Genomic DNA, 18,290 nt, shown 5'->3' with positions numbered 1-18,290 from the left:
AAAGGCCTCAGACATGACGACGAGCGCGGTCAACTCACCGGCGCGGACGGGGCGTGGCACGGCCGCCGCCACTCGCCCCTTGAATGGCTCGGCGCCCTCGACCGAGGTGCCCACCCCGCCGCGTGCCCGCCGGCGCTGGGGGTTGTTCGCCGCGATGGTCCTGGTCGTCGCGTTGGGGGCGCTGGGCAATGTCTGGTTGCTGGCCTCGACGACGACGGCCCAGGAGGTCGTCGCGGCCCGTTCGACCATCGAGCGCGGCTCCGTGATCGCACGCGAGGACCTGATGACGGTCCGGGTCGAGCTCGACCCCGCCCTGCACACCCTGCCCGGCGGGGATCTGGCGAGCCTGGTCGGGCAACGGGCCGCCCTCGACGTCGCGGCGGGCTCGCTGGTGACGACCGAGTCGGTCACCGAGACCACTGTCCCGCCGGACGGTGCCTCGCTGGTCGGGATCGGCGTGGCCCAGGCGCGGATGCCGGGCGTCACCCTCGTGGCCGGCGACAAGGTCCGCGTGGTGGCTACCCCGCAACTGGCGGCCGGGACCGCTACAGATGTCACGCCCGCTTCGATCAGCGCGGCCGTCGTTGGTACCCAGATGGGAACCGACGCCACGGGGGCGGGCGCGCAAACGATCGTCACGGTCCAGGTGCCCACCGCCGACGCTGCTGCCCTGGCCGCGATGGCTGCGACCGGGAATGTCGTCCTCGTCCTCGACTCCCGGGAGCGGTGAGCCGATGAGCCTCATCGTCCTGACCTCCGCGAGCGGGTCCCCCGGCGTGACGACCGCTGCGCTTGGCTTGGCCCTGACGTGGAACCGGCCATGCCTGCTCGTCGAGGCGGACCCCACTGGTGGTTCCGCTGTCGCCGCCGGGTACCTGCGGGGGTCGATTAAGCCGCCCGAGGCGATGATCGAGCTGGCCCTGGCGCAGCAGGACGGCCAGCCCCTGCTCGACACCCTCGCCCAGGTCTCTCTTGAGCTGGCGGGCTCGGTCATGCGATATGTCCCGGGCACCCGGTCCCATGAGCAGGCGCGCAGCCTCGTTGGCCTGTGGGCGCCACTCGCCGTGGCGCTGCGCTCGCTCGATGACACCGGGCAGGACGTCGTGGTCGATGCCGGTCGACTGGGGCTGTTCGGCAGCCCGGTGCCGCTGATCGAGGCCGCCGATCTCGCGCTCCTCGTCGTGCGGACTGACCTCGTCGCCCTCTCGGCGGCCAGGTCGTGGGCGGAGACGCTCCGCGAGCGGTTCGACCGGGCGGGTGCCAGCGGTTCGCTCGGCGTGCTGCTCGTCGGCGAGCGCGCACCGTTCAGTGCTCGCGAGGTCTCCCAGGTCCTGTCCCTCCCGGTGGTGGCAACAGTTGCCTGGGACACGGAGTACGCCGCCGTGCTGTCGCACGGCGCGCAACGGCCGCGCCCCGGGTCGCTGCACCGGCTCGCGGGTCGGTCGGGCTGGGAGGACTCCTCGCTCTTGCGCAGCATCCGCGCGGCAGGCAGCACGATCACCGGAACGATCCGCGCCGCATCCGCCCGCCTGGAAGCCACGAGTGGGGGGCCACGATGAGCAGTGAACTGAGCATCGAGCCGTTGCCGCCGACGGACCCGTCCGCGCTTCCGCTTTTCGCAGCACCGCCCGCCCGGCCCGGTCGCGTCCGCGGTGACTTCTCGATTCAGCCCGCGGTCGTCGGGCCCGCCGCGCTCGAGGACGCGCGCCGGAGGCGGGTGGCGCTGCACCACCCGCCGACAACCACCGCAGCGAGCGGCGTCAGCGCCGAGACACCGATCGACTGGGAGCTCGTGCGCGCATTCCGCACCGTTGTGGCGGGCCGCTTGACCGCAGCCCTGGGCGGGGACTGGCGCCAGGGCACCGCCGACGACGCCCAGGCCACGCCCCGCCGAGCGGTCGACCTGGACCGCAACGACCAGGAGCGGTACGGATGGGCGGTCATCCACGATGTGCTCAAGGAGCACACTGCCGATGTCGTCAATGCTGGCTCTGGCGACGCCTGGACTAGCGCCGAGCAGACGCAGATGGCGCAGGCGGTCTTCGATGCCGTCTTCCGCCTGGGTCGGCTCCAGCCGCTGATCGACGACGACCGCGCTGAGAACATCTTCATCCTCGGCCACGACCGGGTGCTGCTCCAGCTCGTGGACGGCTCCCGGATCCAGGTCGATCCGGTGGCCGACAGCGATGACGAGTTGATCGACTTCCTGCGGTTCCTGGCCAACAGGTCCGAGTCGAACCCGCGCCCGTTCTCCGAGAGCACCCCGCGGCTGCACCTCAAGCTCGACGGCGGCGCACGGTTGGCGGCGACGGCGTGGGTGACGAGCAGTCCAACCGTCGTCATCCGCCGCCACCGGCACAAGGTCGACACGCTGGCGGCCTGGGTGGACCGCGGTTGCATGACCCCTGCCTGCGCGGACTTCCTCGCCGCAGCCGTGCGGGGCAAGTGGAGCATCGTCGTGGCCGGGCCGATGTCTGCCGGCAAGACGACACTCATGCGCGCACTGTGCGCGGAGATCCCGCGCGATGAGGTGTTGGGCACCTTCGAGACCGAGTACGAGCTGTTCCTGCGCGAGACGGGCCGACACGACATCGTCGTGGACTGGGAAGCCCGACCCGGCATGGGCGAGATCGGCGCGGACGGTCGGGCCGCCGGTGCGTTCGACCTCGACGAGGCGCTCAACGACAGCTTCCGGTTCGCCCTCGACCGGCAGATCGTCGGCGAGATCCGAGGCCGCGAGGTCTGGACGATGATCAAGGCGATGGAGAGCGGCACCGGGTCGCTGTCCACCACACACGCCGCCGGCGCCGAGGTCGCCATCCGCAAGCTCGTCACCTGCGCGATGGAGGCCGGCGGGCACGTGACCCGGGAACTGGCCCTGGAGAAGCTCGCCGGGTGCCTCGAGGTGATCGTGCAGCTCAATCGGCGGGTCGTCGCGATGCCCGACGGCTCCCAGCAGCTACGCCGCTGGGTGAGTGAAGTCGTCGTCGTCGAGGCCGGTGAGCGTGAGAAGGGCTACGCCCTCACGCACCTGTTCGGTCCCTCCAGCACCGGACCCGCGCGAGCGAGCGGCCTGATGAGCGAGCGGTGCAAGGACCTCACGGTCGACGGGTTCGACCTCGGCCTCTACCAAGGCGAGGCAGACGGTCGGGGGTGGCCCACATGAACGTCTGGGTGTGGTCGGTACTGTTCGGCGCCCTCGTCGTCGCCGGCCTGGTCGGGGCGGTGCTCGCGCTGCGACCCCGGCCGGTCCGCGAACCGGTGGCGCGCCGCCCCGCGGCCCTCGCACGCCGATTGGCGGGCGTGTCCCGCCGGACCCGGCTGGTGCTGGCCGTCTCGGTCGGCAGCGGACTGCTGATCGCCCTGCTGACCGGGTGGGTGGCCGCAGTGGTGATCCTCCCCGCCGCTGCGCTGGGCGTGCCCTACCTCCTGGCCGCCCCGCCCACAGCCACCACGATTCGCAGGCTGGAGGCGATGGAGGAGTGGACCCGCAACCTCGCGGGCGTGCTGAGCTCGGGAGTCGGCCTCGAGCAGGCCGTGACCGCGACACTGCGGTCGACACCCGACGCGATCAAGCCTGAGGTCACCCTGCTCGTCGCTCGACTCCGCGCGCGATGGGACACCGAGCAGGCGCTGCGAGCCTTCGCCGACGACCTGGACGACGTCACCGGCGACCTCATCGTCGCCAACCTCATCCTCGCCGCGCAGCGTCGGAACCGGAGCCTGGCGAACGCCCTGCAGGGAGTGGCCGAGTCGGTCGCCGAGGACGTGACCTCCCGCCGCAAGGTGGAGGCGGGGCGCGCGAAGCCGCGCGGCAGCGCCCGGCTCGTCACGACCTTCTCCGCCGGTGTTCTCGTCTGGCTTGCCTTCACGGGTGACTACGTGGCGCCGTACGGCACTCCGGTCGGGCAAGTGCTGCTGGTCGTGCTGCTCACCGCCTACGCCGGCGGGCTCCTGTGGATGCGAAAGATGACCGAGGGCAAGCCGCTGCCCAGGTTCGTCGGTCCGGCCGCGAAGGCTGGCGTCCGATGACCGCCCTGCAGCTGGCCCTCGTGCTCGGCGTCGTCGTCGGTGCCGGTGTGGCCGGGGCTCTGTATGCGCTCGTACCGGCCCAGCCGGACCTTGGCGACGTCCTCGCCCGCTTGACTCCAGCGTCCCGGCGTCGCGTGGCCACCGCCTCGGCGTCGGCGACCCCGGACGCCGAGGAACGCCTGGGAATCTGGGCCGAACGGACCTTGCCAGCCCGGCTGCTCGGTGCGGCCCCTACCCGCGATCTCGCTGTCCTTCGCCGTACCCCGGCGCAGTTCTACGGCCGCAAGGTCGCCTACGGACTGCTCGGCGTGGCCCTGCCCTCCCTCCTCACCGGGTTCTTCGCCCTGCTGGGCATCCACGTGCCGGGCGTCGTCCCGGTCGGCGGCACCGCGCTGCTGGGCGCGCTGATGTTCATGGCGCCGTCGCGAGACATCGCCGAGGAGGCCAGGCGGGCGCGAGCCGAATGCGCCCGAGCGCTCAGCGCCTACATCGAGCTGTGCGCCCTGGAGCGCAACAGCGGCGCCGGGGCGACCGTCGCGCTGGCCAATGCCGCCGCGATTGGCGACTCCTGGATGTTCAGCCGCATCCGCGAGGAACTGGCCCGGGCCCGGTACAACGGCCAACCGCCCTGGGACGCACTGACCGAGCTATCCGACACCCTCGGCCTTCCCGAGCTGGCCGACGTCGCCCACATCATGCAGCTCGCCGGCGACGAGAACTCCGAGGTCTACCGATCCCTGCGCGCCCGCAGCGCCACCGTGCGCAGCAGCCTGCTCTCCGACGAGCTCGCCGAAGCCAACGTCGTCGAAGAGCAGATGTACGTGCCCGGATCACTCCTCGGCCTGGTGTTCCTCGCCCTACTGATGGCCCCCTCCCTGCTGCGTCTGTTCGACATGTAGCCCACGCACTGCCCGCCACCAGGAAGGAAGAACGATGCCGCATCACCTGATCGCCACCCTGCTCACCTTCGGGCTGACCCTGCGCGACCGCGCCCGGACCGCCCTGACCCGCGCCGGCGACGAGGGGGCCAGCACGATCGAGATCGTGTTCTGGTCCGTCGGTCTGCTCGTCCTGGCCGGGCTCGTCTACGCCGCGATCCTGGCGTTCGTGAACAGCAAGATCCCTGGGATCAGCTGAGCGCCGTGCGGCACCGTCGAGCCGAAGTCAGGCGCAAACGGGGGCGCGCGGCTCCGGCGCGCCCGCTGAACGACCGCGGTTCGGCGACCGTGCAGATCGTCGTGCTGATGCCGGCGCTCTTCCTGCTCATGTTCACCGGCATGCAGGCCGCGTTGATCTACCACGCCCGGACGGTGGCGATCGCGGCCGCGCAGGAGGGTGCGCGGACCGCCGCCGCGCAGTACTCATCGGCCGCAGCGGGAGACACCGCGGCGAAGCAGTTCATCGTCTCCGCCGGAGGTCAGGACGTGCTGCGTGGTGTCACGGTGACCGCGACCAGAGACGCGACAACCGCCTCGGTCGCCGTGGTGGGCGAGGCCATGAGCGTGGTTCCGGGCTGGACGCCGCGAATCGTCCAGAGCGCGTCGGCCCCCGTCGAGCGGGTGACATGAGCGCCCTGCTCGCTCGCGCCCGACGACGCCTCGGCGGCCGAACCTCGGAGCAGGGATCGACCGTCATCGAGGTCGTCATCCTTGCCCCGGCGCTCGCCTTGTTCCTCGGGCTCATCGTCGCCGGCGGGCGGCTCGCCGTCGCCCACCAAGCGGTGGAGGCAGCCGCCGCCCAGGCCGCACGCGCGGCATCCATCGCCCGCACCCAGGACGAGGCGTTGACCGCGGCCCGGTCGGCAGCCACCTCCGCGCTGGGTGCTCAGGGACTGAACTGTGTCGTCAGTGAGGTGAGCGTCGACGTCGCCGGCTTCGCGACACCCGTCGGGCTGCCGGCTTCGGTCGGCGCGACGGTGACGTGCGAGGTGTCCCTCGCTGACACATTGCCCGGTCTTCCTGGGTCGCTTCGCGTCGTTTCGACCGTCCGCTCGGCCCTTGACACATACCGGGAACGGTGATTTCTATGCCCGCCACCTTTGTGCGACGCCGTCTCGTCCAGGACGATTCCGAGCGTGGCTCGGTGACGATTTGGATGATCACGACCGCGCTGACGATGGTCCTGCTGCTCGGTCTCGCGGTCGACTTGGGCGGCCAGGTGCTCGCGAAGCAGCATGCCCAGGTCGTCGCGTTCGAGGCAGCGCGCGCGGGCGGGCAGCAGCTCCAGGGCGCCGCCGCGATGCTCGGCCAAGCGGCAATAGTGGACCCGGCCGGCGCGGTCGCTGCGGCCTCGAACTACCTCGCGGGAACGCCCGACGTCACCGGTACCGCCAGCGCCCTCGGGGCTCGCGTCGTGGTGGATACCACCACGAGCTACCAGACCCAGTTTCTGTCGATCATCGGCATCCGGGAACTGACTGTCACCGGCCACGCCGAGGTGCAGACCGTCCGCGCCGTAGGGGGAGTGGTCCGATGAGACTGCGCGCTCGCCTGGTCGGCCTCCTCGCCAGCATCCTGCTGATCGGCGTCGTGGTCGCAGTCCCGGCAGCCCTCGTTCGGGTCGGCGTCGACCTGATCCCGAGCGGCCTGCCGATTCTCGGGCAGGTCTGGACCGCCCTGCGGTCGCCCGACGACGGCACCCTCGTGCTTCAGGCCGTCACGCTCGTCGCGTGGCTCGCTTGGCTGGTCCTGAGCGTGAGCATCCTCCTCGAGGTCGTCGCTCGCCTGCGAGGGGTGCGCGCGCCGAACATCCCGGGCCTGCAGATCCCGCAGCTCGCGGCGCTGCAACTCGTGAGCGCTGCGGCACTGCTGTTCGTGGCTATCCCCTCGATCGGCACCAGCGTCGCTGAGGCTGCCCCGGCCCATGCGGCCATGGCGCACGACGTCATCGACGCGCCAGTCCTGGTCGAGTCTCACCCCGTCGACACCGGCCCCGCGTCGCCGGGCGAGTGGTCCACCTACACGATCCGGCCCGGCGACAGCCTGTGGGCCATCGCCCGAGATCAACTCGGCGATGCAGAGCGGTGGTCGGAGCTCGTCGACCTCAACCCGGTCGTGGCCGACGACCCGGATCTGATCTTCGCCGGCACCGTGCTGCGGCTGCCCGTGCTCGTCGCGCCCACAGCGCCGGTGAACTCGCGCACCTACACCGTGCAATCGGGCGACAGTCTCTCGAGCATCGCCGCCCGCGAGCTTGGTAACGCCGAGCGGTACCCGGAGATCTTCGAGGCCAGCAAGAGCACCGTCCAGCCCGACGGGCGACAGGTCACCGACCCGGACGTGATCGACGTCGGCCAGGTGCTGACCCTCCCCCGCGCGGTAGCGCCGACCGCTGCGACAGCCGCCCCGGCGCCTGTCGCAGCAACTCCCGAGCTCAAGGCAGATCCGGTACCGGACGTCGCAATACCCGGGCCCAGCGAGGGGCTGACGAACACCTACCGGGCACCCGAGTCGATTCCGGCCGGCGCCGCGCAGGTCGACGCACCGGAGCAGGACGACGAGGAGGCCGCCACCGCAGCGCCGTGGCTTCTCGCCGGACTCACTGGGGGCGGTGCGGTGCTCGCGGGGGCGCTCTTTCTTCTGCGCGCTCGTCGCCGACGTACCCAGTCCCGCGCCCGACGACCGGGGCACACCCTTCCCACTCCCGACGCCGCCCTCGCGCCGGTCGAAAAGAGCATCAGCGCCGTCGGCGCGGTCACGGCCCCGACCGTCGAGCACATGGACGCGGTCCTTCGGCGGTTGGCCGCGTCGGTCGCCCAGGACGGCGCGACCATGCCGGACCTGGCGGCCGTCGAGCTGACGGCGACTCACGTCGTTCTACACCTGGGGACGCCGACCACGTTCGGCGAGCCCTGGCTTGGCAGTTCCGACGGGTATCACTGGCGCATTCCGGCCGCCTTGCCGCTGGACGACGTCGGCCCCGATGTGACCGATCAGCCGGCGCCCTACCCGTTGCTGGTCACCATCGGGGTCGGTGACGACGAGGGGGTGTGGCTGCTCAACGTCGAAGACCTCGACGTGTCCATCACGGGCGACCCCACCTACGCACTGGACTTCGCGCGCTACCTCGTCGCCGAGGTCGCGTGCAACCCGTGGTCGGCCGGCGCCAGGGTCCACTGCGTCGGCGTCGGCACCGAGCTCGCCGGGCTCAACCCCGATCGGGTCCGGGTCCACGAGGGGCCCGCGGACGGGGACGACCCGGTCGACGAGGCCCTGGCGGAGGCTGTGCGCACCCTCGACAACGCGACCGATGTCGGCGTCGACGTCGTCACCGCGCGGGCCACCCAGGCGGGAGCCGAGGCCTGGACCGCCCGACTGCTCCTGCTCGACGCCTCGACAGCCCACCCCGCGCTGGACGCGCTGCTCGAGCTCGTCCACGCCAACCCCGGGCGTACAGGCACCTGCGTCGTGCTCAACGGCACGCGACCGGACGCACCCGGCGTCGTGCTGGACGTGACCGCCTACGGGCGGATCACCCTCGCCAGTGCGGGCCTCGACCTCGTCGCCGTCGGACTGACCAGCGACGAGGCCCAGGGGTGCGCGGCCCTACTGGCCCAGAGCGAGCAGATTGACGCCGTCGCCGTACCCGTCGATGACCAAGCCACCGAAGGCTGGCGGTCCTTCGTCGACCAGGCCGGCGCACTCCGGGACGAGCACACCCTGCCGCGGGAACCCCCGCTCGACGGCGACCCGGACGAGGGCGGACCAGCCGAGCCGCAGGAGAGCAGTGTTCTGAGTGAACCCGACGAGGTCTACCTAAATGCAGCGGCCACCACGACCGAGGACCTACAAGCACTCGCCCCCCGGGTCGCGGCGTCGGTGCATCGCGAGGTCGAGGACGCCGACCCACTTCTCGACGAGGATGTCTCCGCCTGGTTCGCCGAGTCCAGCCGCCTGCCGAAACTGCGCCTGCTCGGCCCGGTGCGCGCCACCACCCGTGGCAAGCCCCTACTCAAACGCAAGCCCTACATGACCGAGCTCCTGACGTTCATCGCGCTGCATCCGCACGGCGCCACCCCGGGCGAGGTCTCCGAAGCGTTCGGGCTCACGGGGGCCAAGGTCCGCGAGTACGTCCGGCTCGTGCGCGAGTGGCTTGGCACCGACCCCCGCACGGGTGAGCCGCACGTTCCCGACGCCCGCCTCGCACGCGGGGCGCTGCACCGCGGAACGCCGGTGTACGAAGTGGTCGACCTGCTCGTCGACCTCGACTTGTTTCGCCGCCTGCGCGCCCGAGGGCAAGCGCGGGGGGCCGAAGGCATCAAAGACCTGCGCACCGCCCTGCGCCTGGTCGAGGGACGCCCCTTCGACTCCCCAGTTCAGCGACGAGCCGGCGGTGGGTGGACCTGGCTCGTCGACGGCGACCGGATCGATGAGCACGCGGTGGTGGCTGTCGTCGACGTGGCCCACTTGGTCGTCACGCACTCCCTCGCCGCGGGAGACGCCGCCGCAGCGCGCATGGCCGCCGAGACAGCGGCCATGGCGGCACCCTTCGAGGAGATCCCGCGGCTGGACCTTGCCGCGGTGGCCACGGCCGAGGGACGCCACGCCGAGGCGAAGCGGATCATCCGCGACGAGATCGCCAACCGCACCGACGATGAGGGTGCGCCGCCCGAACTCGTCGGCCGCACCGAGGAGATCCTGCAGGGCCGGGTCGGCTCGCTGGGGAGCAGGGCGTCGTGACAGCGTCCCCTTGACGGCGCGATGCCGTTGGCCTGCGGCGGGCGAACCATCCTGAGGCGAGCGGGATGCTGGTGCTAGCGCGCGGCCGCCATGCCTGCTCGGGCGCCGGTCGCGGCTCGGGTGATGGCTCGCCAGCCCTTTGGCAGTGTCAATGGTTTGCCCTTGGCGATTCTCTGCTGGCTGCTCTTCACGTGCGCCGGGCGTCAGGGACTTGGAACTGATCGGGGGTCGCGCGTGGGACCATGCTCGAGGGGTGGATCTTGGTTCGCGCGAGCGGTCCAAGGAACTCGACTACGAGCAGAGAGCAGGGGCAAGTGAGTCGCCAAGAGCGCGGGAATCAAGCGAATCACGACAACGCGGAAACCGTCCTGCAAGCACGCCACTCCGAGTCGCTCACCAGACTTGGGGTCCGCGACGGTCTGACCCGCGCTTTCGTGAGCGACGCGTTTGTATCACGTGCGGGCTGGGCGGTTCCAGGCACGCTCCTGAAGGTGGCAGCCTCTGGTTACGCCATGTACACCCATTGCCACCCCGATGGAACCGTGACAGAACGCAGCGTGCGCAACTGGGACGAGGTCTGGGTTGGCCACTGGGTGCAGGATGCCGTCGCACTAACGATCGCGATCGGCCCGTACGAGCTCCGTGTGCCGTCCGGGTCCAACCGGGGGATCGAGAGCGAACCGGGGAACCCATCTGCGCTGCCGACGGACTTTTACGTCCTACCGGTCGTCCCCACGCCGCACGCGCCGGTGGCGCCCGGGGAATGCGTGGCATTGGTGAAACTCCCGCCCCGCAACGTGAACGTAGCTGAGCTTCTGCCGGACGGCAGTCTCCAGGAGTACCCGCTGCTGGACGGGTGGGACGCGGACCAGTGGGGTGGCACTTGGGAGGCAGGCGACGGCGGACTGACCATCTCGGTGGGTGGCTACAGGTGGCAGGACGAACTTCGCGACGCGCGTGGGTTCTTCCACGGACGGGAGACGTTCGAGGGCCAGCCGGACAGCGTCTTCGGGGCAGTCTGCGTCAGGTTGGTACGTAGCCAGACTCGCTTCCCGCTCCTTGGCGCGCCTGACCGGGAGCGACTGTTTGATGCGGGTGGCTACAGCTTCTACGCACTCCCCGGCGCTCCGCGCGGGTACTTCGCCCAACTGCTTGAGGCTCGCAAGCCCGGGATGACCCCTGGTCTGCCACAGCGGTTCGCCGCGAAATGTGTGCGGGCCGGCCGCTTCGACGAGATCTCGCGCCGAGAAATCGCCTTCGCACGCGAGTTCTCAGCGACAGACGGTCTGATCGCGGCCTTCGAGAGTTTCGCGCTTCCCTCCGGCCCGGAGTTCGGCGAATTCGCCGATTGCACGGTACAGATTATGGAACTCGGAGAGACTGACCTGAGTCACTTCACAAGGGGGACTGGCCCGATGGGGATAGGAGCGGTGCTCACCATTGCCCGCGATCTGGCTGGCGCATTGGCGGCGATGCACGGGAAGTTCAGGTGCGTGCACTCCGACGTGCGTTCGGCGAACGTGATCGGCATTCGCACCGGCGACCAGCTCAGCTGGCGCCTGGCGGACTTCAACGTCACCACCAGGTTGTCTGCGAAGACCGACTGGGCACCGTATGTGGGCGGCACTGCAATCTGCACATCTCCTAGCATGGTCCAACGCCTTGCTGCGGCAGGCGTGCAGCCGCGAACTAAGCCTTCGGACGACGTTTGGGCACTGGGTGTTCTGCTCGCCCAGTGCGCCCTCGGGTCGGAGTTCCACCTAGGCATGAGCGTCACTGTCGACGTGGCGAACGACCTGATCGACAGCGCTCCGGGCGCTCTGAGTGAGATCCTGAGAATTTGCCTGACCGAGGGCGGTCAAGAGCGCGCAACTGCGGAGGACGTGCACACTCTCGCTGTAGCGGCGCTCGCGCAGTTCCTGGTTGCTGCCCGCTGACGCCGCCGTGTTCGAGTGCGCTAGGCGCGCCGTATGCGCGACACGTCGAGCGACTTGAGTCGTTCACGGATTAGGGCGTACACCTGCGGATCCACGGGTCGCGAGTCGACCATCCACCGGGCTATGGCCGGCACCTTTTCGCTGTCGTTGGCGAGCTTGATTCCGAGCATTTCAACGCTCCGGTCCAGGCGCGTAGAGAGCCACCCGGCCGTAACGATCCGGTCGAACCAAAGGCCGGCGTAGCCCTTGACCCGGGTGTTCGCCCCGGAGGTCGTCGCCACGCTGCGCAAGTCCCGACCGACTGCGACCACGCACATGGCCGCGATCGTGCGCCATTCATCCTTTGGACCGGGGTCGAGCACGTCGGCCGACGGCCAGCGCCCAACGGTGACCTGCTCGTCGCGATCAGGGTGCCGCGACCGCGGCGCTACTCCGGGGTCGTCGTCAACCACGAGGAAAGTCCCGACGGGTCTGGGGTTGTGTACCTCCACCACATACCGCCCCCGTCCGCACATGACACCCTCGCCGGGTCGCAGGTGAGCGAACTCTGTGCCGTCCGGTCGCAATACGAGCACGATCCCGGTGGTCTGAGTGCTGCGTAGCTGCACCCGGCCCGAGGTGAGCTGCCGGATCGAGACTGCGTGCCGCGACAGCCACTCGCTCGTACCGATGATCAGGTCGGCAGAATCCGATCGCCCCGCGGTCACTTCCACCCCAGCGGTCAGCGTCAGTGCGCGCTCGCTCGCGCTCGCACTCGCCTGTATCTGCGCCATGTGACATGGATAGCGCACGCGTCGGACCGGGGCAGCCGCAAAGGGCCTACGCGAGCGTAATCAGAACGTGTTCTCATTCGACCCAAGATCGGCGAGATCGGTCGCCCGCGGGTGTCACTGTTTGCGAACACGAACAAGGAGGCCCGCCGTGATGGGCAAGGTCATCGCCGTAGTGATTGTGCTTGCTGTGCCGACAGCCGGTCTGTACTGGCTTCGCAGCCGGTGGCAGCTGGAGACCGTCAGAGCCGTTGCGTTCGAGATCGTCGCCCGGGCGCTACCGGGCCCTGCGCGCAACGTGGCCGGCCTGCGCCGCACGCTTGCGCGCCGGGTTACCGCAGTAGCGGTTGCGATGCCGTCGGGAAAGGTCAGGGTCCCCGCCGCCATCGAGCTGCGCCTCGCGCCGGAGGACTACGACACGTTAGACGCAGTCCTGGGCTGCGTCGCCATCGAGGGCGACCTCGAGGCGATGCTCCGCGACCGGGCCCGCCGCGAGAGGTGGGACCTGCCCAACCACGGCCCGACGATCACGTTGATGCCCGACCAGGTCCTGCACCCCGGGTGGATCCCCTCCGCGCGGGTGAGCGCCACACCGCACGTCACGTATGCGAGCAACGATGCTGGCCCGACCGCCGCGCATCGCACTGACCGCACCCAGGCACGGACCGTGTTCGAAGGCGAAGGCCGCACCGTCGTGCTTCCCGAGCCGGCCGGTGCCAGGCTCGTCCTGGTCGACCCCGACGGGGAAGCGCTTGAGTTCTGCACCGACCACGTCTCCATCGGCAGGGCATCAACCTCACACCTGTACGTCGACGACGAACGCGCAAGCCGCCGCCACGCGGAGATGCGCCGTGACGAACGCGGCTGGACCGTGGCAGACCTGGGCAGCACGAACGGGACGTATGTCGACAGCCACCGAGTCGACGGGCACCCGATGCGCGTCCAGGTCGGCAATGCCATCCACATCGGCGAGGACGGCCCAGCGTTCACCGTGCGCAGCGTCGGGCCCGCCAAGCCCGCAGGGTGGTGACCGCGATGCCGGACGAGCAGCGGCACGTCTTCTACGAGACGGCGGCAGACGGGTACGCCAACTCTCGTGCTCACCCGTGGCAGGACCGGTGGATCGCAGGGCAAAGCCCCAACGGATGTTGGCTCGTCGTCGCCGACGGGATCACCGGCGGCGTCAACGGGCACTGGGCCGCACAATCTGCCGTGAGCGTGGCCGCCTCCGCCCTCGCCTCGACCGACCTGCTCGAGCCCGCGGTGATGAACGCTGTCATGGCCGCGCAGGCCGCGGTCGCACCGTGGTTCGTCGACGCGGTCGGCGGCACGACGTTGTCCATCGCGACGCTCACGTTCCGCCGCCTCGTGGCGTGCACCGTGGGCGACTCGCCCGTCCTTGCCGACGACGACGGCCAGCTGCGTCAGCTGTCACCCGTGCTTCCCACCGGTGGACTGCGGCAGTGGATAGGAATGCAGGGCGTCGTGGACCCGTGGCTCGACTCATGGGCGGTCAGCGGCCCTCGCGTCGTTGCCGTCACCTCTGACGGTGCCGATGGCGCAGGGGTCCTGTGCGGTCAGCGGTCAGCGTCCGCCTTGGTGGAGGAGATATTGACGCTGCACCGCTCAGCCAACGGAGATGACTCCACCGCCGCCGTCGCCCGCCTGGTGCTTCCCTCTGCTTCTGAGTCCTCTCGTGGCGGATCCCATGCCTACTGACGACGCCCCAACCCGGTTCCCCGAAGATCCACGGCCCGAGCGGCAGCAACCCGCGGATCGGCTCGCGCGCTGGCTGACCAGCTTGCTGGGTGGCACGATCTCGTTCTCCGAGACCTGGGAACGGGGTCCGTCTGGACCAGGGGACCGCATCCGACAGATCCCCGTCGAAATGACCACGCTGCACGTGCTCGGCCCCGTACTCGCAGGCGGGCAAGCGGCCGTGGCCCAGGTGCACACGCTCCAGCCCGACGGAACTCCGGACGACTACGCCCCCCTCGCGCTGCGGGTGGAGTTCGCGGACGGTAACGACCCCCGCGTCAGCGGGCGCCGCGACGCGATGCTCGTGGCGGCGTACCTTTCCCGAACGGCACCAGAGCGTTACCCGGCGCTCGCAGAGGTCGACTGCAGCTTCCAGCTCAGAGTTCCCGCCACCAGCATCCCCGGTGGCGCCGACTGGCAGGGACCCGGGGAGATCACACCCCTGTGGTGCGACCTAATCGAGTGGGGGACCCCGTTGAAGAACTGGGTCGACAAGGCCGGAGACGAAGGTGCGTTTACAGCGCGGCATGCCGCGTCCTTGATGCTTCCGGTCCTGGTCACAGTGGGGCGCTTGTGGGAGGACCTGCGCATGGTGCATCGCGACCTTGACGAGAAGAACATCCTGGTCGCCCAGGACGGCGGCGTCTTGAAGATCATCGACTGGGGAATCGCGACAACCGTCGCCCACGTCGAAGCAGGCACCTTCACCGCGTTCGCTGGCAAGGACGGCCTGCTCCCACCCGAACTGCTCTCCCGCTCGGGACCCGTCGGGCACTTCACCGACGCGTGGCTCCTTGGCCGGCTGCTGCTGCGCCTGATCACCGGAGCGAAGAGCCCGTACGTCGACCACGCGCAGTTTCGCTTCTCGCCGCGCATCGCCCGTGACCTGCCGGGACCAGTCGCCGCCGTAGTCACGGGCCTCTGCGACCCCGAGCCCACCACGCGAATGTCGACGGCGGCCGCTGCGGAACTCCTGGATACGTGGCTCACCCAGCCAGAGCCCGCACCGGAACCCGTCATCTCCGCTGCGCAAGACGGCGTCGAGTTGACCCGCAAATCACGGCTCGAGGCGACGTTCGGACCCGGTGGACTGCTCGAAAACGACGGCCTTCTCAAGGGAAGCTTCCTGGTGGCAGCGCTTCTGCTCGCCACAACCCTTTTAGCGAACGGGACCGTCGCAGTCGTGCCGGGAACCGACGCCAACCTGGGCCCCGACGCCTGGGTGTACTCCCACGTTCAATCGGCGTCGGACGCTCGCGACGGAGCGGACGCTCGCGTACTTGCGGCCAGCACCGCGAAGCTGCACCTCAGCAGGTTGGCGGACCTTGCGGCGAGTCAGACGAAGACCTGGGATTCGTTGACCAGCACCGAACCTGCCTCCGCGTTGGGCGCGATGACCGCCATCGAGTCCCACTGGGTGGACAAAGGACTGGTATTCGACGTCAAGGTCTCCCAGATCACGAACAACACCGCCACGGACCAGACGTTCTCCTGGGCTTGTGCCCGCCCCGCTGGTGAAGACCTGGGAGACCACCAGCCCGCGCCCGGGCCGTACCTCGCTGTTCGAGCAGCGATCCCCGCCGGTGTGCGGGCGACCATGGACGCGCCCACCTCGTGGACGAGCGGGGCCGGCGATGAGACGACTTCTATGGTGCCGCCGGCCTGCCAGGTGCTCGGTGTCGGCGGCTCAAGCACCAGACTCGGAACCTTCTGGCCAACGGTCGCAGTTGCTGCACACACCACTGTCGACCTCCCAGACGGCTCGAACTTGCTCGAGTTCATCGTGCCGCCGGGCACTTTGAACTCCGGCGACCGGGCGAAGTACGCCTTCGACATCGACGGCGTCTTCCTGCTCTCCGACGACCTGACGGCCGTCTCTCTGCTTCCTGCGCCGGCCGCAGACTGACAACGGAAGACGATCGCGTGAACGCGGACCAAATCCAGAACGTGTTCTGCCCGCACCGCAGATCGACGCGATCGGTCTCCGGCAGATGCCACTGTGTGCGAACACGAGCAAGGAGAACACACATGGGCACAGCCGACGACCCGCCGGGCTGCCCCACGGCGCCTACCGGCACCTCGTGCCAGACCGGGAATGGACGCACGCGCGCTCGCACCCGGGTTCTCGGACCTGTAGCGAAGGCCGGTGCCGAACATGCCATCTGAGAGTGCACCGACCCGCAACCAGCCAGTTCCCGCGCACTCCGAGGCCGGGCGCCTGGCGGCATGGCTAAACGGACAACAGGGCGGCACCATCTCAAGCCGCGACGTGTGGGAGCGAAGGGGTGGACGCGGCGACCGTCTGCGTCAGCGTGGCGACCAGCATGTGCTCTTGCGCGTAGAGGGGCTCGCGACCTCGGGCGGGCAAGCGGCCGTGGTCCCGGTGCGCCAAGTCGACGACGACGAGCAGGCCTACGGCCACAAGCGCGCCCTGCGGGTCGAGTTCGCGAACGGCCATGACCCCCGTGCGAACAACCGCCGGGACGCGATGCTCCTGGCGGCCTACCTCTCCCGCGAAAAGCGGGACAGGTACCCGGCGCTACTTCGCGTCGGAGCCACGTTTCAGCTCAGGGTGCCCTCGGTCTCCATTCCTGGTGGCGCGTTGTGGCAGGGACCGGGCGAGACCACGCCGCTGTGGTGCGACATCATGGAGTGGGCAACACCCCTGGCCGCCGCAGTCGCCGCAGCGGCGCCCGCTGGCGCCTATACCCCGCAGCGCGCAGTGGCCAAGATGCTGCCCGTTCTGGTGACCATGGCTCACATGTGGGCAGACCTGCAGATCGTTCACCGCGACATCGACGAGCAAAACGTCCTGTTGACCGAAAGCGGAAAGCTCCGCATCGGAGATTGGGGTATCGCGACCGCGGTCGCTCACGTCGAGGATGGCACCCTCACCGCCTTCGCAGGCAAGGACGGCCTGCTCCCGCCCGAACTGGTGCGCTCCCGCTCGGGGCCGGTCGGGCACTTCACCGACGCGTGGCTTCTTGGTCGGCTGCTGCTGCGCCTCATCACGGGGGAGAAGAGCCCGTACATCGACCAGGTGCAGTTCCGCTTCTCGCCACGGATTGCCCGAGACCTACCCAAGCCGGTCGCCGCGGTGATCACCGGGCTGTGCCACCCCGACCATACCCAGCGCATGTCCGCCGCCACGGCCGCACGGCAGCTCGACGCGTGGCTGCGCCCTCCTAAGGTCGTCGACAGCGTTACCAGAAAGGCCACAAATCTCCCACGACCTACGAACCGGCGGGACGACATGATCAACCGCATCACAGCCACCACCGCCACCATCCTCGTCTTCGGGGCACTGACCGGTGCCCTCCTCGTTGTCAGCGGCACTGTCGCCATCACCCCCACGCCGAGCACCCCCGCAGCGATTGCCGCCCCGCTCACTCGCTTTGCCGACTGGAACGAGATGGAGCGCCGCCAGTCTCTCCTCACAAGGGCAGCGAACCTCAACTTCTCGGACTGGTGGAGAGTGAGTAGCGACAAGGCCGCGGGCGCGGGAGTGATGACCGCACCTGCCACTCGCTGGGTGGGAAACGAGCTCGTGCTCAGCTTGAGGATCACCGAAATCACCAATGCCTCGAAGCAGGACCAGACATTCTCGTGGGACTGCGCTCGCCCCCTGGACCTCGATGAAGCTGGCGATTCAACAGGCTATGAAGCAGGGCCCTTCCTTGTCGTGGAAGCACGCAGAGTCGGCTCCGAGTCGCGCGCTGCAGTGGCACCCTCCGACTGGTGGTTCACCCCGGTGTTCCCTCGGGGCAAGGTGATCTCCGCGCTCTCTGCGGCGTGCGGGCTGAGGGACGCAGCCCTCACACCCTTGGCGACACTCTGGCCCGCTGTGACCGTTCCTGCGAAGTCGACCGTCACTCTTCCCGACAGTTCGAACGTGCTCGAGTTCGTGCTCCCGCATGCAGGCCTTCCTGTCGGGTCGCTGGCGGCGTACCCCGCCGCTATCGATGGAGTGTTCTTTGTCTCCGACGACAGGACCTCGGCTGTCATAATCCGCACGCCGATCTCGGATTGACGACGCACGCCAGGACTTCGTGCCGCGTCCGGTGAGCCCCGAAACGTACAGCCGAACCTGCCATCTCCCGCAGACGATGCACCCG

The 18,290-nt window shown here is 69.5% G+C and carries 16 protein-coding genes; 15 read left to right on the top strand and 1 reads right to left on the bottom strand.

All coding sequences use genetic code 11. The features are described 5' to 3' along the window. Nucleotides 1-13 precede the first annotated feature (13 nt). The 11 genes from VTA80_RS08905 to VTA80_RS08855 all read left to right on the top strand — a co-directional run bounded on the left by VTA80_RS08905 (nt 14) and on the right by VTA80_RS08855 (nt 11,647). Nucleotides 14-730, top strand: a complete 717-nt coding sequence (locus VTA80_RS08905) for an SAF domain-containing protein (protein WP_407345026.1) — start codon at nt 14-16, stop codon at nt 728-730. A gap of 4 nt (nt 731-734) precedes the next feature. Further along, on the top strand, nt 735-1,559 hold the full coding sequence (locus VTA80_RS08900) for a hypothetical protein (RefSeq protein WP_407345025.1): 825 nt from the start codon (nt 735-737) through the stop codon (nt 1,557-1,559). Next, nucleotides 1,556-3,166 carry a CpaF family protein gene (locus VTA80_RS08895; RefSeq protein ID WP_407345024.1) on the top strand — a complete coding sequence of 537 codons (1,611 nt, stop codon included), beginning with the start codon at nt 1,556-1,558 and terminating at the stop codon, nt 3,164-3,166. Before VTA80_RS08900 ends, VTA80_RS08895 begins: the two co-directional genes overlap by 4 nt. Then, nucleotides 3,163-4,032 (top strand): type II secretion system F family protein, encoded by an 870-nt coding sequence (locus VTA80_RS08890; RefSeq protein WP_407345023.1) that lies wholly within the window; start codon nt 3,163-3,165, stop codon nt 4,030-4,032. The genes VTA80_RS08895 and VTA80_RS08890 overlap by 4 nt, the downstream gene beginning before the upstream one ends. Continuing rightward, a complete protein-coding gene (locus VTA80_RS08885; RefSeq protein WP_407345022.1) occupies nt 4,029-4,931 on the top strand; it encodes a hypothetical protein in 903 nt (300 codons plus the stop codon). Before VTA80_RS08890 ends, VTA80_RS08885 begins: the two co-directional genes overlap by 4 nt. Before the next feature lie 34 nt (nt 4,932-4,965). Then, nucleotides 4,966-5,169, top strand: coding sequence for a hypothetical protein (locus tag VTA80_RS08880; protein ID WP_407345021.1), 204 nt, complete (start codon nt 4,966-4,968; stop codon nt 5,167-5,169). Between the two features lie 89 nt (nt 5,170-5,258). After that, on the top strand, nt 5,259-5,600 hold the full coding sequence (locus VTA80_RS08875) for a TadE family protein (protein WP_407345020.1): 342 nt from the start codon (nt 5,259-5,261) through the stop codon (nt 5,598-5,600). Continuing rightward, the gene (locus tag VTA80_RS08870) at nt 5,597-6,052 is read left to right on the top strand and encodes a TadE/TadG family type IV pilus assembly protein (protein WP_407345019.1); all 456 of its coding nucleotides are present in this window, start codon (nt 5,597-5,599) and stop codon (nt 6,050-6,052) included. Before VTA80_RS08875 ends, VTA80_RS08870 begins: the two co-directional genes overlap by 4 nt. A gap of 62 nt (nt 6,053-6,114) precedes the next feature. After that, entirely contained in the window at nt 6,115-6,507 is a 393-nt protein-coding gene (locus tag VTA80_RS08865) for a pilus assembly protein (protein WP_407345018.1), read from the top strand. Further along, nucleotides 6,504-9,710 carry a LysM peptidoglycan-binding domain-containing protein gene (locus VTA80_RS08860; RefSeq protein ID WP_407345017.1) on the top strand — a complete coding sequence of 1,069 codons (3,207 nt, stop codon included), beginning with the start codon at nt 6,504-6,506 and terminating at the stop codon, nt 9,708-9,710. Before VTA80_RS08865 ends, VTA80_RS08860 begins: the two co-directional genes overlap by 4 nt. Nucleotides 9,711-10,144: 434 nt before the next feature. After that, a complete protein-coding gene (locus VTA80_RS08855) occupies nt 10,145-11,647 on the top strand; it encodes a protein kinase domain-containing protein (protein WP_407345016.1) in 1,503 nt (500 codons plus the stop codon). A gap of 20 nt (nt 11,648-11,667) precedes the next feature. On the opposite strand, the gene VTA80_RS08850 is transcribed toward VTA80_RS08855, so the two are convergent. Continuing rightward, nucleotides 11,668-12,420 carry a hypothetical protein gene (locus VTA80_RS08850; RefSeq protein ID WP_407345015.1) on the bottom strand — a complete coding sequence of 251 codons (753 nt, stop codon included), beginning with the start codon at nt 12,418-12,420 and terminating at the stop codon, nt 11,668-11,670. Between the two features lie 151 nt (nt 12,421-12,571). Here VTA80_RS08850 and VTA80_RS08845 point away from each other — a divergent pair, with 151 nt between their 5' ends. The 4 genes from VTA80_RS08845 to VTA80_RS08830 all read left to right on the top strand — a co-directional run bounded on the left by VTA80_RS08845 (nt 12,572) and on the right by VTA80_RS08830 (nt 18,205). Next, on the top strand, nt 12,572-13,447 hold the full coding sequence (locus VTA80_RS08845) for an FhaA domain-containing protein (protein WP_407345738.1): 876 nt from the start codon (nt 12,572-12,574) through the stop codon (nt 13,445-13,447). A gap of 5 nt (nt 13,448-13,452) precedes the next feature. Further along, nucleotides 13,453-14,136 carry a protein phosphatase 2C domain-containing protein gene (locus tag VTA80_RS08840; RefSeq protein WP_407345014.1) on the top strand — a complete coding sequence of 228 codons (684 nt, stop codon included), beginning with the start codon at nt 13,453-13,455 and terminating at the stop codon, nt 14,134-14,136. Nucleotides 14,137-14,305: 169 nt separating this feature from the next. After that, the gene (locus tag VTA80_RS08835; protein ID WP_407345013.1) at nt 14,306-16,081 is read left to right on the top strand and encodes a protein kinase domain-containing protein; all 1,776 of its coding nucleotides are present in this window, start codon (nt 14,306-14,308) and stop codon (nt 16,079-16,081) included. A 426-nt stretch (nt 16,082-16,507) separates the two neighbouring features. Further along, nucleotides 16,508-18,205, top strand: a complete 1,698-nt coding sequence (locus tag VTA80_RS08830) for a protein kinase domain-containing protein (RefSeq protein ID WP_407345012.1) — start codon at nt 16,508-16,510, stop codon at nt 18,203-18,205. The last annotated feature ends 85 nt before the right edge of the window (nt 18,206-18,290 follow it).

It is taken from the genome of Pengzhenrongella phosphoraccumulans (assembly GCF_045689905.1).
In the GTDB taxonomy this organism is placed as follows: domain Bacteria; phylum Actinomycetota; class Actinomycetes; order Actinomycetales; family Cellulomonadaceae; genus Pengzhenrongella; species Pengzhenrongella phosphoraccumulans.
The sequence above is the reverse complement of the archived record's forward strand: the minus strand, read 5'-3'. Positions and strand labels throughout refer to the sequence as shown.

Coding starts and splice junctions, on each gene's coding strand:
- VTA80_RS08905 (WP_407345026.1), top strand. CDS start 14: ATGACGACGAGCGCGGTCAACTCACCGGCGCGGACGGGGCGTGGCACG.
- VTA80_RS08900 (WP_407345025.1), top strand. CDS start 735: ATGAGCCTCATCGTCCTGACCTCCGCGAGCGGGTCCCCCGGCGTGACG.
- VTA80_RS08895 (WP_407345024.1), top strand. CDS start 1,556: ATGAGCAGTGAACTGAGCATCGAGCCGTTGCCGCCGACGGACCCGTCC.
- VTA80_RS08890 (WP_407345023.1), top strand. CDS start 3,163: ATGAACGTCTGGGTGTGGTCGGTACTGTTCGGCGCCCTCGTCGTCGCC.
- VTA80_RS08885 (WP_407345022.1), top strand. CDS start 4,029: ATGACCGCCCTGCAGCTGGCCCTCGTGCTCGGCGTCGTCGTCGGTGCC.
- VTA80_RS08880 (WP_407345021.1), top strand. CDS start 4,966: ATGCCGCATCACCTGATCGCCACCCTGCTCACCTTCGGGCTGACCCTG.
- VTA80_RS08870 (WP_407345019.1), top strand. CDS start 5,597: ATGAGCGCCCTGCTCGCTCGCGCCCGACGACGCCTCGGCGGCCGAACC.
- VTA80_RS08860 (WP_407345017.1), top strand. CDS start 6,504: ATGAGACTGCGCGCTCGCCTGGTCGGCCTCCTCGCCAGCATCCTGCTG.
- VTA80_RS08850 (WP_407345015.1), bottom strand. CDS start 12,420: ATGGCGCAGATACAGGCGAGTGCGAGCGCGAGCGAGCGCGCACTGACG.
- VTA80_RS08845 (WP_407345738.1), top strand. CDS start 12,572: ATGGGCAAGGTCATCGCCGTAGTGATTGTGCTTGCTGTGCCGACAGCC.
- VTA80_RS08840 (WP_407345014.1), top strand. CDS start 13,453: ATGCCGGACGAGCAGCGGCACGTCTTCTACGAGACGGCGGCAGACGGG.
- VTA80_RS08835 (WP_407345013.1), top strand. CDS start 14,306: ATGACCACGCTGCACGTGCTCGGCCCCGTACTCGCAGGCGGGCAAGCG.